Genomic DNA, 12,772 nt, shown 5'->3' with positions numbered 1-12,772 from the left:
AGGAACGTCAGCGGTGGCCGGATCAGCCCTCGGCCAGAGCCGTCAACTCCGGTCCGGACACCCGGTAGGTGGTCCACTCGGTCTGCGGTTTCCCGCCGACCTCGTCGTACAGGGCGATGGCATTCACGTTCCAGTTCAGCACCGCCCACTGCAGCCGCGTGTAACCGCGCTCCACGCATTCCTGCGCCAGTGTCGACAGGAGCTTGCGGGCCAGGCCGCGGCGCCGGAAGTCGGGACGCACGAACAGGTCTTCGAGGTAGATGCCGGAGACGCCGTCCCACGTCGAGAAGTTCAGGAACCACAGTGCGAACGCGGCCGGCCGGCCGTCGACCTCGACAAAATGACCCGAGACGGCGGCCTGACCCGATTCGGCGCCACCGAACAGCGCGGTCCGAATCTGCGCTTCGGTCACGGTGCACTGGTCGGCGGCCTTCTCGAATGCGGCCAGTTCGTGGATCATCGCGGTGATCTCGACTTCGTCGCCGGGCTGCACCGGGCGGATGGTCACGGTCATACGGGTACTCCCAACGCGGTCAGCATCGTCCTGAATTTTGTTGTGGTCTCGGTGACTTCGTCATCGGGATCGGATTCGGCGACGATACCGCCGCCGGCGCGGGCGTCGATGGACAGCCGGTCGGCCGACAGCTGCCCGCACCGGATCGACACCACCCACCGGCCGTCGCCGGCGCTGTCACACCAGCCGACCGCACCGGCGTAGAACCCACGGTCGCCTTCGAGTTCGTGGATCAGCCGCACCGCCGCTTCGGTGGGGACCCCGCCGACGGCCGGCGTCGGATGCAGTGCGATGGCCAAATCCAGTGCGGTGGTCGATGTTTCGCGCAGTCGTCCCACGATCGGGGTGCTCAGATGCCAGACGGCCGTGGTGGCGCTCACCTGGGGCTCGGCGGCGATGTCCAGTTCGCTGCACAGCGGTTCGAGCGCCTCGCGCATGATGTCGACCACCAGTTGGTGCTCATGCCGGTTCTTGGCCGACGCCGCGAGCGCGGCGCCGTTGGCGGCGTCCGTGTCGGGGTCGGCGGACCGCGGTGCCGAGCCGGCGAACGGCTTGCAGGTCACCACATCGCCGCGGCGGGCGACGAGCAGTTCGGGACTCGCGCCGAGCAACGCGGTGCCGGAGTACGGCGCCCCTGCCGCGCTGAGATCGGTGAAAAACGCTGTGGCGCTGTGGTCGTCGGCGAGACGGCTCAGCACGACGTACGGGTCCAGGGTGTCGTCGGCGACGAGCTCCAGGGCTCGGGCGAGCACCACCTTGTGCAGGCCGGCCGCCGGATCGCGCAGGGCCCGTACCGCCGCGGCCACCCGGGCCCGGTGTTCGTCGGGCGAGGGCACGCTGGCCGCGATCCGGACCGCCGGCAGCCGGTCATCGGTGAACGGCAGCGTGTCGGCATAGGTGACCGAGGCCGGCGCCATCAGTGCGGCGGGGGTGTCGAGATCAAAAGGCAAGGCGCCCACCAGGATCGGCACCTCGCCGGCGGCCAGCGCCCGTCGTGCCTCGGCCAGATCGGGGAACGCCCGGGCCGGGCCGTCTGCCAGCATCACCCCATCGGGACCCGCCAGCACGAAAACCGGGGTCACTCGGGCAGGCACGGGTTGGGGTGGCCGGTGAGACCGAGCGCGACCAACTGGCGCACGCCGTGCTCGAAGCCGCACACCGCGATAGAGGCCGCCGCCATCGAGATCCGGATGCCGTCGGTGATCGGGAGCTCCATCCAGCGGGTCATCACGGCGCGCGAGAAGTGGCCGTGCCCGACGAAAACCACGTCGCGCGTCGCCATGTGCTCCAGGGCCAGCGCGACGGCCCGGTCGGCGCGGGCGCTGACATCGGCCAGACTCTCGCCGCCGGGGCAGCCGTGCGTCCACACCAGCCAGTCGGGCACCTGCTCGCGAATCTGCGGCGTCGTCAGGCCTTCGTAATCGCCGTAGTCCCACTCGCCCAGCAGTTCGGTGGTCTCGGCGACGTCCAGCCCGGCGAGTTCGGCCGTCACCACGGCCCGCCGGCGCGGACTGCTGATCACCAAGGGGTCGGCGAGCTTCAGCTCGGCCAGCGCCGAGGCGGCGCTGCGGGCCTGCTGCAAGCCTTCCTCGGTCAGCTCGAGGTCGGTGCGTCCGGTGTGCCGGCCACTGCGCGACCATTCGGTCTGGCCGTGGCGAAGCAGCAACAGCCTGTGTTTGGAAAGATCGGCTGCGGTACTCACGCCCGAGATTCTGCCCCACGGTGAGCGGTGCCACATGGCCGCGTGTCAGGATGGGCACCGTGACACGGGTACTTGCGGTCGCCAACCAAAAAGGTGGGGTCGCAAAAACGACGACAGTGGCGTCGCTGGGTGCAGCGCTGACCGAGGAAGGGCAGCGCGTTCTGCTCGTCGACCTCGATCCGCAGGGCTGCCTGACCTTCTCTCTCGGCCAGGACCCCGACAAGCTGCCGGTCTCGGTGCACGAGGTGCTGCTCGGTGACGTGGAGCCCGACGTCGCGCTGGTCTCGACCACCGAGGGTATGACCCTGCTGCCGGCCAACATCGACCTGGCCGGTGCCGAAGCGATGCTGCTGATGCGGGCCGGTCGCGAGTACGCGCTCAAGCGCGCGCTCGCCAAGGTCGCCGACCAGTTCGATGTGGTGATCATCGACTGCCCGCCGTCGCTGGGCGTGCTGACGCTCAACGGCCTGACCGCGGCCAACGACGTCGTCGTGCCGCTGCAGTGCGAGACGCTGGCCCACCGCGGTGTCGGCCAGTTCCTGCGGACCGTCACCGACGTGCAGCAGATCACCAACCCGGACCTGCGCCTGCTGGGCGCGCTGCCCACGCTGTACGACGCCCGCACCACGCACAGCCGCGACGTCCTGCTCGATGTGGCCGACCGCTACAGCCTCGTGGTGCTCGCCCCGCCGATCCCGCGCACGGTGCGGTTCGCCGAGGCCAGCGCGTCGGGTTCGTCGGTCCTCGCAGGCCGAAAGAACAAGGGCGCCATCGCTTATCGCGAACTGGCGCAGTCGCTGCTGAAGCACTGGAAGAAGAACAAGGCGCTGCCCGTCTTCACCCCTGAGGTGTGACCGCGGGTCACTGACCCAACGCCACCAACTGGCTGCCGCGCTGCTCAAGCAGCACCGAACCGGCCAGGGCCGGGATGACCGCGGTGTTGACGGGCTGCCTGGCCAGCGCGATGTGCGTCTGGCCGGCGCCGCTCTGGGCGTCGAACGTGTCGTAGCCGCTGGTCACCGGAACCAGCAGATGGCCGGCCAGCATGGTCGCCGGGCCGATCGGCGCCTGTCCACCCTGCGCTCTGACGGTGTACTTGTAGCGCAACCCGTTGGCGTCGAAAACCAGCACCGAGTCGCCGGTGTACCAGGTGACGACGTCACCGACGCGGGTCGTCGCGGTCACCGGTGTCGGCGCATGCGGCAGCAGCGTGCTGGCGATGGTGTTGCCGGTTTCGTCGACGATGTTCACGCACGGCTGCGGCGTCGGCACGTAGATGGCCGCCTTGGTCTCGGACACCGCGATCACCTGGGCGTCGGAGTCCACACTCACACCGGGCAACGCCACCCGCTTGACGTCCGGCTGGTCTTCTTCCTTGGCGGCCTTGAGCAGCGTCAACCGCAGGTCGTTCTGCTTGGGGCAGGCCTCCATGACGGCCACCGACGCCGGGCTCGCCGCGGCGGAGGTCAACCGGCACAGGGGAGAGGCCGGCACACCGGGTTTCACGACGGCGTCGAGGTAGCCGTAGCTGATCATGCGCACCAGGTCCGAGCGCCACTGCTCGAGGCGGCTGTCCCCGTACGACAGGATCGTCGTCCCGTCGGTGGACAGCTTCACCTCGGCGTCGGCCAGGCTGCTGCGGGCGGGTCCGCGACGTCCGGTGCTCGCGTCGATCGCGCTGGCCTGCCCACAGCCGCGGTCGTCGGGGTACACCGCCACCGCGTACTGGTACACGGTGGTGACGCCGCACAGTTCGCGGCCGCGGGAGTAGCTCCAGACGGTGCTGCCGGTGGCCGGGTCCCGGCCCAGCATCTCGTCGCCGTCGCCGGTCACCACGACGCCGCCGACGACCGCCGGCTGGGTGGTCTTGCCGCTGGCTGCGGTCCATAGCTCGCGCAGCGTCGTCGGGACTGTCTTCGCGGCATGCAACGCCGGGATGGGACGCTCGGCGGGCCGGCTGACGGTGGCCCGCGCGTCGCTGTTCCACCAGATCAGCGCGGCGCCGACCGCGACCACCACCACGATGGCCGCGGCGGCGATCAGATCAGCTTTGGTACGTCGTTCCGGTTTGACCATAGGGCGCCGACGACCTGCGGCTATTCGGCTGCAGGTGCTGCGACGGCCGCGGCCTCGGCGCCGGCCTTGCTCGGACGACGACGCCGGCGGCGACGACCCGAATGGGTCGACTCGGCGGGCGTGTCGCCGGTCGGCGCACCGGCTTCGGCGGGGGCGTCGCCCTCGGCGGCACCGGACGCCTCGACATGACCGGTGGCCGTTTCGCCGGCGCGGGTACGGCGGCGCGACCGGCTGCGGCTGCGGGCCGGGCGGTCCTTGTCGGCGCTCGACTCGCGCTTGAGCTCGGGGTCAGAAGCCGACTTCTTGGCGGGCTTGGCCCGCGAGGCACCGATCGAGCCGGTGACATCGGTGGGGATGTCCAGCTCTTCGTACAGGTGCGGCGAACGCGAGTACGTCTCGGCCGGGTCCGGGCAGTCCAGGTTCAGGGCCTTGTCGATGAGCGTCCAGCGCGTCAGCTCGTCCCAGTCCACCAGCGTGACGGCGATACCGGTCTTGCCGGCACGACCGGTCCGCCCGATGCGGTGCACGTAGGACATTTCGTCCTCGGGGATCTGGTAGTTGATGACGTGCGTGATGTCGTCGATGTCGATGCCGCGGGCCGCGACGTCGGTCGCGACCAGCACGTCGATCTCGCCGTTGCGGAACGACTTGAGCGCCTTCTCGCGGGCGATCTGGCCCAGGTCACCGTGGACGGCGCCGACCTTGAAGCCGCGCTCGGCGAGCTCGTCGGACACCTTCTGCGCGGTGCGCTTGGTGCGGGTGAAGATCATGGTCGCGCCGCGGCCGTTGGCCTGCAGGATGCGGCTGACCATCTCCACCTTGTCCAGCGCGTGGGCGCGGTAGACGAACTGCTTGGTGGTGTCGTGCGTGGCCGCCGAGTGCGGGGCCTCGGCCCGGATGTGCGTCGGCTGGTTCATGAAGGTGCGGGCCAGCGTGATGATCGGGTCCGGCATGGTCGCCGAGAACAACATGGCCTGCCGGGAATCCGGGGTCAGGCGCAGGATGCGCTCGATGTCGGGCAGGAAGCCCAGGTCCAGCATCTCGTCGGCCTCGTCGAGGACCAGGACACTCAGGCCACCGAGCTGCAGGTGACCCTGCTGGGCCAGGTCCAGGAGCCGGCCCGGGGTACCGACGATGACGTCGACGCCCTGCTGCAGGGCTTCGATCTGCGGCTCGTAGGGGCGGCCGCCGTAGATGGCCTCGACGCGGAGTTTGCGTTCCCCGTTCTCGCCGGCCTTGAGGTGTTTGCCGGCCATCGTCAGGTCGCCGTGGACCTGGATGCAGAGCTCGCGGGTGGGGACGACGACGAGCGCGCGGGGCGTGCCGGTCAGCGGCAGCGAGGCGTCGGAGGCGACGCGGTGCAGCAGCGGCACACCGAACGCCAGGGTCTTGCCCATACCGGTGCGGGCCTGGCCGATCAGGTCGTCGCCGGCGAGCGCCAGCGGGAGGGTCAGCTCCTGGATGGCGAACGGGTGGGCCTTGCCGTCTTCGGCGAGCGCCTGGACGATCTCGTCCCGAACGCCGAGGTCAGCGAATGTTTTTTCTTCGGTTGTCTTTGCAGTCAATGCGGTCATGAGGTGGCGTGGATGCCTTCCAGTGTCATCGGAGTCAGTGCTCGCTGTTTGTCCACGCGCGCACGAGTCTGACGATCAACACTTGGGCCCTCGGGGCGATTCTGCCGATTCAGCCGGATGTTCCGGCGAGCTGGAGAACCGCCTACCGCGTCGGTCGCGGATGGAGGCGGGCCAACACGTGCACGCACATTTCCTTGGTCGTGGCCGGTTGCGCGTTGCCCGCGCCGGACCCTTCTCGGATCCGGAACTTGCTCGGAACTGGCTACAGCCGAGACCATTGTAGCTGGTCGCATCGCCGGTCGGCTGTGACGCGAGTCGCGGTCTACAGTTGGGGCCATGCCTTCGACGTCCCAGGCGCGGCCCGAGCAGACGGCAACTCCGGTGCAGCCGGCGGTGTCCGGCGATCATCCCGGTGTCAACGAGTTGTTCGCCTTGTTGGCCTACGGCGAGGTCGCCGCGTTCTACCGGCTGACCGAGGAGGCGCGCATGGCGCCGAATCTGGCCGGCCGCATCAACCTGGCGCGCATGGCCGCCGCCGAGATGGGGCATTTCGACGTATTGCGCGACGCGTTGCTGCGCCGTGGCGTCGACGTCGTCCCGGCGATGACGAAATACGCTCCGGCACTGGAGAACTACCACCGGCTGACCACGCCGAGCACGTGGCTCGAAGCGCTCGTCAAGACGTACGTCGGCGACGCCCTCGCGGCGGATTTCTACCTGGAGATCGCCGGTTCGCTGCCCGCCGAGGCCGCCGACGTGGTGCGCGCGGTGCTGTCGGAAACCGGGCACTCCCAGTTCGTGGTGGCCGAGGTGCGGGCCGCGGTCAGCGCCAGCGACCGGCAGCGGCACCGGCTGGCGTTGTGGTCGCGGCGGCTGCTGGGGGAGGCCATCACCCAGGCGCAGTTCGTGATGGCCGAGCATGACGAGCTCGTCGATCTCGTGCTGTCCAGCGGCGAGGGCCTGACCCAGATGACCGAGTTCTTCGAGCGCCTGCAGGAGACACACAAGAACCGGGTGCGCGAACTCGGCCTCGGCTGAGCTCACACACCCGGTTCTGTGGTGCCGTGGTGATTACTTCGTGCAGGTGGTGATCATCGTGTTGTTGGTCTGCATGGCGACCGCCTGGCCGGACCCGTCGCTGATCGAGCAGTTCAGCTGACCGGTGACGCTGGTCGCGGTCACCGAACTCAGCGTGACGCCCGGGTTCAGCGTGACCGTCTTGGCCCACGGCAGCGCCACGTTGACGTCCGTCTGCAGCGCGCCCTGCCCGTCGGTGTAGATCACCGTCACGAGGTCCAGGAGCGACTTGTTGCCCGTGATGCGGTACGTGATGGTGTTCGGCAGTGGTGCCGCCGGCACCGCCGCGGCGTCGGCCGGCGGGACGGCCTCGGCCGGTGTGGGCGCCGCTGCGGTCGGGGTGACGGTCGTGACGGTCTCGGGTGCCAGTGACGCGGTCGGCGGCGCCGCCGTCACCCGGGGGCGCGGAGCGGCCGACGGCGCGGCCGAGGCGGTCGGCGTTGCCGACTGGCTGGTGCTGGGCGGTGTGATCGGCGCGGTGACAGGCCCGCTGTCGCCGCCGCCGAGAATCACGACGGTGCAGATGACGGCGACGAGCAGGATGGCACCGGCGACGCCGGCCACCCACACCCAGCGCCGGTCGATGCCTTCGTCGTACTCGTAGATGTCGTCGTCGTAGTCGTCGTATGCCGCGTCGGCGTCCGCGTCGGTGTAGCCCGCGTCGGACGCGGTGAACCGATCGGTGTCGCCGTAGGTGCTGGTGTACTCGCGCGCCGGTCGGTCGGCCAGATCGGTGGCCGAACCGTACGAGCTGTACGAGCCGTACGAGTGGCTGCGGTCGCTGCTGTACTCCGTGCTGCCGTATCCACTGCCGTACGCGGTGCTGGAGCCGTAGCTGTAACCGCGGTCGTAGCCCTCGTAGCTCGGGGTGTCCCCGTAGCTGCCGGTGGACGCCCCCGACGGTGTTGAATATCGCGAATATGTCCTGCTCATGGCGACTTTCCCCGCTCGAGTATCACTTACCTCGTCGATGCTAATGGTGCAGAAGTTACGGATGAGCTCGGCTCGCTGGCCGCCTGATAACGGTCGGGACTCGGTTCGGTCGACCCCGCCGCGACGACCCGTCGCGACCTCGAAAAGCGGTGCCGTCCGGCGGTGAGTCGAGGCCGGCAACTGTGACGACGTCGTGACCTCGCCGGCGGCGTCCAACGGTCGCGCGCGCTGATTCGCCTACAGGCGAACGTGCCCCCGGGTACCCCGGCCGCCGTCGTCCACTAGCCTCCTGAGGAGAGTTCGATAGCAGCTCGACTGAAGTCTTGAAAACGAATGAAAGGGGTCAGCGTGGAGGTCAAGATCGGTGTCACCGACAGCCCGCGCGAACTGTTCCTCAACAGCGCGCAGACTCCCGAGGAAGTGGAGAAGTTGGTGACCGACGCGCTCGGTAAGGAGGGCGTGCTCGCGCTGACCGACGAGAAGGGCCGCCGGTTCCTGGTGCAGACCGCCAAGATCGCCTACGTCGAGATCGGCGCGGCTGACGTCCGCCGGGTCGGCTTCGGCGTCACCGGCAAGGACTGACTCCGCCCGCACACAAGAAAACTGCCCCTTTCCACAACGGAAAGGGGCAGTTTTCTTGTTCGGGCCGCGTCAGCGGGTGAGTGGAACGTGTGACAGTCCGCCCCAGGCGAACTGCACCGTGCCGTCGACGGCTGCGTCCTTCGAGATCGGCCGGTCGTTGTTGATCCAGTAGCGGGCACAGTCGACGCTGATCGCGACGAGGCCGACGGCGATCATCCGGGCGCGATGGGGCTCCAACCCGGAATCGCTGCTCACCAGGTCGAACACGGCGTCGGTGCACGAATCGGTCGCGACCTTCACCTGGGCCGACACCTGCGGCTCGGTGACGTAGTCGTTCTCGAAGATCAGCCGGTAGCCCTGGCTGTCGTGCTCGATGAAGTCGAAGAAGGCCTCGACGGCCGCGCGCAGGCGCAGCCGGTTGTCGGTGGTGGCGCTGAGCGCCCCGCGGACGCCCTGCAGGAGGTTGTCGACGTGCCGCTGCAGCACCGCCAGGTACAGCTCCAGCTTCGACGAAAAGTGTTGGTACAGGACGGGTTTGCTCACGCCGGCGCGTTCGGCGATCTCATCCATGCCGGCGGCGTGGTAGCCGCGGTCCACGAAGACGTCGCTCGCCGCGATCAGCAGCTGGCCGCGCCGTTCGTCCCGAGGCAGGCGGTTGCCCCGTCGATTCGTGGTCGGGCCGCCCTGCGTGCCGTCGGTTCCGGCTTGCGTGCCTCTGGCGTCTGAGGTGTTGGCAACCTCGCTCATTACGTCCTCAATCTGGCATTGTCCGATCTGGACCCCGCTGTTCATGGCCGCCCAACTTGTTGTTCAGGTTGACCGACCCGGCAGTTTATCGCCACGACACTACTACCGTTAGTTCGCGGCATCCGCGTGCTACCAGCGGTTCGGCGATTGTGTCCGGTCCCACTTGAACACCCGGTGGCGTGCCATTACCGGCGTACGCGCAGCTCTATGCCATCCTGGTTCGGTGACCTACGACCCGGGCCGAGGCACCGGTCGCGTCCCTGTGGTGCGCAATGAGTGGCGTGAGCCCTTGCGCGCGCAGCGGGATCCGGTGGCCGAGGACTCCGGACGGCTGCGGTCCAACCGGGACGACCGGCAGCAGTGGCGCAAGCAGTCCTGGCTGGGTCGCTTCGTATCCACCTACGGGTGGCGCGCGTACGCCTTGCCCGCGCTGGCCGTCGTCACCGGAATCGTGGTCTACCAGGGCATCTCCGGTCCGAAACCGATCACGCCGGCGCATCCGCACGTGCCGATGGTCGGCCAGCCCACCATCAACTCGGCGAGCACCGCGATCGTCGGCGCGCCGCCCAAGGGCCTGACGCAGTTCGACGTCAATCTGCCCACCGGCATCCTCCCGGACGGCGGGCCGTTCACCGAGGCCGGCGCCAAGGCCTGGCACATCGTGCCGGGCACCACCGGCAAGATCGGTCAGGGCACCACCAAGTCGGTGACCTACACCGTCGAGGTGGAGGACGGCGTCGACACCACCAGTTTCGGCGGCGACGAGGCGTTTGCCCGGATGGTCGCCGAAACCCTCGCCAACCCGAAGAGCTGGACGCACGACGGGAAGTTCGCCTTCACCAGGCTCGACGCGTCGTCGCCGGAGACACCTGACTTCCGGGTGTCCCTGACCTCGCCGATGACGGTGCGCGAGGGCTGCGGCTACGACATCCAGCTGGAGTCGTCGTGCTTCAACCCGGCGTACTTCCCGGCCGACGGCGGCAAGGCGCAGTCCCGCGTGTTCATCAACGAGGCGCGCTGGGTGCGCGGCGCGGTGCCGTTCCAGGGCGACATCGGCTCGTACCGCCAGTACCTGATCAACCATGAGGTCGGGCACGCCCTCGGCTTCCGGATGCACGAGCCCTGCGGTGACAACGGCGGGCTGGCGCCGATCATGATGCAGCAGACCTTCTCGACCAACAACAACGACGACGCCAAGTTCGACCCGGAGTCGGTCAAGCCCGACGGCAAGACCTGCCACGTCAACTCCTGGCCGTACCCCATTCCCTGATCACTCCCCGCGAGATTCCCTAGCCACTCCCCGCGAGATTCCCTAGCCATCTCCCGCGAGCGGCCGCGTCTGCACGGCGACACGCCGCAATCTGCGTACACGTGGCGCACCCTCGTCGCCGCCGAGCGGCCCCGAAATGTCATGCGGAGTCGCTGATTACTGTTGAGGGCATGGCATCCCCGTCCGGACGCAAGGAGGAAAACGGCTCCTTGCCGCCGCTGGTCCAGCCGGCGGCCGAACTGACCCGCGACGAGGTGGCGCGGTACAGCCGCCACCTGATCATCCCCGACTTCGGCGTCGACGGTCAGCAGCGGCTCAAGAACGCGCGGGTGCTCGTCATCGGCGCCGGCGGACTGGGGTCCCCCACCCTGCTGTACCTCGCGGCGGCCGGCGTCGGCACCATCGGCATCGTCGAGTTCGACGTGGTCGACGAATCCAACCTGCAGCGCCAGATCATCCACGGCCAGTCCGACGTCGGCCGGTCCAAGGCCCTCAGCGCCCGCGATTCGATCCTGGAGATCAACCCACTCGTCACCGTCAATCTGCACGAGTTCCGGCTCGACACCGACAACGCGGTGCCGCTTTTCGAGCAGTACGACCTGATCCTGGACGGCACCGACAACTTCGCCACCCGCTACCTCGTCAATGACGCCGCGGTGCTCGCGCACAAGCCGTATGTCTGGGGCTCGATCTACCGGTTCTCCGGCCAGGTATCGGTGTTCTGGGAGGACGCCCCCGACGGGCGCGGACTGAACTACCGCGACCTCTACCCGGAGCCGCCGGCCCCGGGCACGGTGCCGTCATGCGCCGAGGGCGGCGTGCTGGGAATTCTCTGTGCCTCGGTCGCCTCGGTGATGGGCACCGAGGCCATCAAGGTCATCACCGGCATCGGCACACCGCTGCTGGGCCGCTTGATGATCTACGACGCCCTCGACATGACCTACCGCACCATCGCGATTCGCAAGGACCCGGCGACGCCGAAGATCACCGAACTCATCGACTACGACGAGTTCTGCGGCGTGGTCTCCGATGCGGCGGCCGAGGCGGCAGCCGATTCGACGGTGACCCCGCTGGAGTTGCGGGACATGATCGACGCCGGCAAGCTCGTCGCGCTCATCGACGTGCGCGAACCCGCGGAATGGGCCATCAACCACATCGAGGGTGCCGAACTGATCCCCAAGTCGACGCTCGACTCCGGGGCCGGGCTGGCCCGTGTGCCGCAGGACCGAATCGCGGTGCTGTACTGCAAGACCGGGATCCGCTCGGCCGAGGCCCTGCTCGCGCTCAAACAGGCCGGATTCGCCGACGCGCTGCACCTGCAGGGCGGCATCGTGGCCTGGGCGCGGCAACTCGAGCCCGACATGGTGATGTACTGACGTCAGGTAGAGGCGGGCACACCTTAGTCTGATCGGGTGACCGTCGACCGTCCCCCCGAACATGTGCTCACGGCGTTCGGCCTGACCGGTCTCCGGCCGGTGCCGCTCGGCTCGAGCTGGGAGGGCGGCTGGCGCTGTGGCGAGGTCGTGCTGTCCATGGTCGCCGACAACGCGCGGGCTTCCTGGTCGGCCAAGGTGCGCGAGACGCTGTTCGTGGACGGCGTCCGGCTGGCCCGTCCGGTGCGCGCCACCGATGGCCGCTACGTCGTCGCCGGCTGGCGTGCCGACACGTTCGTCACCGGGACCCCGGAGCCGCGACACGACGAGATCGTCTCGGCGGCGGTACGCCTGCACGAGGCGACGGCCAAGCTCGAGCGTCCGCGCTTCCTGACGCAGCCGCCCGCGGTGCCGTGGAGCGACGTCGACGTGTTCATCGCCGCCGACCGTGCCGCCTGGGAAGACCGCCCACTGCAGTCGTTGCCGCCCGGTTCGCGGGTGGCGCCGGGCACCACCGACGGCCGCCGTTCGGTCGAACTGATCAATCAGCTTGCGTCCCTGCGCAAGCCGACCCGCAACCCGAGCCAGCTGGTGCACGGCGACCTCTACGGCACCGTGCTGTTCGCCGGTACTGCCGCGCCCGGCATCACCGACATCACGCCGTACTGGCGCCCGGCGTCGTGGGCCGCGGGTGTGGTAGTCGTCGACGCGCTGTCGTGGGGCGAGGCCGACGACGGTCTCATCGAGCGTTGGGCGTCGCTGCCGGAATGGCCGCAGATGTTGTTGCGCGCCTTGATCTTCCGGCTCGCGGTGCATGCGCTGCATCCGCGGTCGACGGCGGCGGCCTTCCCGGGTTTGGCCCGTACCGCAGCCCTGGTCCGTCTGGTGCTGTAGCCGCCGCGCCGGCTTTCGAATGGCAGCATG

13 protein-coding genes are annotated in these 12,772 nt (G+C 68.9%); 6 read left to right on the top strand and 7 right to left on the bottom strand.

Translation table 11 applies throughout. From position 1 onward, the window contains the following. Positions 1-22: 22 nt before the first annotated feature. Genes ACJEIK_RS20235 through ACJEIK_RS20225 form a run of 3 tightly spaced genes read right to left on the bottom strand, consistent with a single transcriptional unit; the run spans position 23 to position 2,252 of the window. On the bottom strand, positions 23-514 hold the full coding sequence (locus tag ACJEIK_RS20235) for a GNAT family N-acetyltransferase (protein ID WP_060999103.1): 492 nt from the start codon (positions 512-514) through the stop codon (positions 23-25). After that, positions 511-1,557 carry an isochorismate synthase MenF gene (locus ACJEIK_RS20230; RefSeq protein WP_409431732.1) on the bottom strand — a complete coding sequence of 349 codons (1,047 nt, stop codon included), beginning with the start codon at positions 1,555-1,557 and terminating at the stop codon, positions 511-513. The genes ACJEIK_RS20235 and ACJEIK_RS20230 overlap by 4 nt, the downstream gene beginning before the upstream one ends. A 35-nt stretch (positions 1,558-1,592) precedes the next feature. Further along, positions 1,593-2,252, bottom strand: coding sequence for an acid phosphatase (locus ACJEIK_RS20225; RefSeq protein WP_409430196.1), 660 nt, complete (start codon positions 2,250-2,252; stop codon positions 1,593-1,595). A gap of 14 nt (positions 2,253-2,266) precedes the next feature. Here ACJEIK_RS20225 and ACJEIK_RS20220 point away from each other — a divergent pair, with 14 nt between their 5' ends. Further along, positions 2,267-3,070, top strand: coding sequence for a ParA family protein (locus ACJEIK_RS20220; protein WP_166428055.1), 804 nt, complete (start codon positions 2,267-2,269; stop codon positions 3,068-3,070). A gap of 7 nt (positions 3,071-3,077) precedes the next feature. On the opposite strand, the gene ACJEIK_RS20215 is transcribed toward ACJEIK_RS20220, so the two are convergent. Beyond that, complete coding sequence (locus tag ACJEIK_RS20215; protein ID WP_409430195.1) at positions 3,078-4,292, bottom strand: hypothetical protein; 1,215 nt, start codon at positions 4,290-4,292, stop codon at positions 3,078-3,080. 20 nt (positions 4,293-4,312) lie between these two features. Next, complete coding sequence (locus ACJEIK_RS20210; RefSeq protein ID WP_409430194.1) at positions 4,313-5,866, bottom strand: DEAD/DEAH box helicase; 1,554 nt, start codon at positions 5,864-5,866, stop codon at positions 4,313-4,315. Positions 5,867-6,202: 336 nt separating this feature from the next. On the opposite strand from ACJEIK_RS20210, the gene ACJEIK_RS20205 reads away from it, so the two are divergent. Continuing rightward, entirely contained in the window at positions 6,203-6,904 is a 702-nt protein-coding gene (locus ACJEIK_RS20205; RefSeq protein ID WP_135355333.1) for a ferritin-like fold-containing protein, read from the top strand. Positions 6,905-6,937: 33 nt separating this feature from the next. On the opposite strand, the gene ACJEIK_RS20200 is transcribed toward ACJEIK_RS20205, so the two are convergent. After that, positions 6,938-7,876 carry a hypothetical protein gene (locus ACJEIK_RS20200; RefSeq protein ID WP_409430193.1) on the bottom strand — a complete coding sequence of 313 codons (939 nt, stop codon included), beginning with the start codon at positions 7,874-7,876 and terminating at the stop codon, positions 6,938-6,940. 348 nt (positions 7,877-8,224) lie between these two features. Here ACJEIK_RS20200 and ACJEIK_RS20195 point away from each other — a divergent pair, with 348 nt between their 5' ends. Then, on the top strand, positions 8,225-8,458 hold the full coding sequence (locus tag ACJEIK_RS20195; RefSeq protein ID WP_029105576.1) for a DUF3107 domain-containing protein: 234 nt from the start codon (positions 8,225-8,227) through the stop codon (positions 8,456-8,458). A gap of 69 nt (positions 8,459-8,527) precedes the next feature. Here ACJEIK_RS20195 and ACJEIK_RS20190 read toward each other — a convergent pair whose 3' ends face one another. Beyond that, the gene (locus ACJEIK_RS20190; RefSeq protein ID WP_029120246.1) at positions 8,528-9,205 is read right to left on the bottom strand and encodes a TetR/AcrR family transcriptional regulator; all 678 of its coding nucleotides are present in this window, start codon (positions 9,203-9,205) and stop codon (positions 8,528-8,530) included. A gap of 223 nt (positions 9,206-9,428) precedes the next feature. Here ACJEIK_RS20190 and ACJEIK_RS20185 point away from each other — a divergent pair, with 223 nt between their 5' ends. From ACJEIK_RS20185 to ACJEIK_RS20175, 3 genes are all read left to right on the top strand, one after another. Next, positions 9,429-10,475: a DUF3152 domain-containing protein gene (locus ACJEIK_RS20185; RefSeq protein WP_029105577.1), complete on the top strand. Its 1,047-nt coding sequence runs from the start codon at positions 9,429-9,431 to the stop codon at positions 10,473-10,475. 170 nt (positions 10,476-10,645) lie between these two features. Further along, the gene (gene moeZ / locus ACJEIK_RS20180) at positions 10,646-11,851 is read left to right on the top strand and encodes an adenylyltransferase/sulfurtransferase MoeZ (protein WP_409430192.1); all 1,206 of its coding nucleotides are present in this window, start codon (positions 10,646-10,648) and stop codon (positions 11,849-11,851) included. Between the two features lie 36 nt (positions 11,852-11,887). Beyond that, positions 11,888-12,742: a TIGR02569 family protein gene (locus ACJEIK_RS20175; protein WP_020102982.1), complete on the top strand. Its 855-nt coding sequence runs from the start codon at positions 11,888-11,890 to the stop codon at positions 12,740-12,742. The last annotated feature ends 30 nt before the right edge of the window (positions 12,743-12,772 follow it).

This window comes from Mycobacterium sp. SMC-16, assembly GCF_046250085.1.
GTDB classification, from domain to species: Bacteria; Actinomycetota; Actinomycetes; order Mycobacteriales; family Mycobacteriaceae; genus Mycobacterium; species Mycobacterium phocaicum.
Note: the sequence above shows the minus strand (reverse complement) of the source record. Positions and strands in the feature narration are given on the sequence as shown.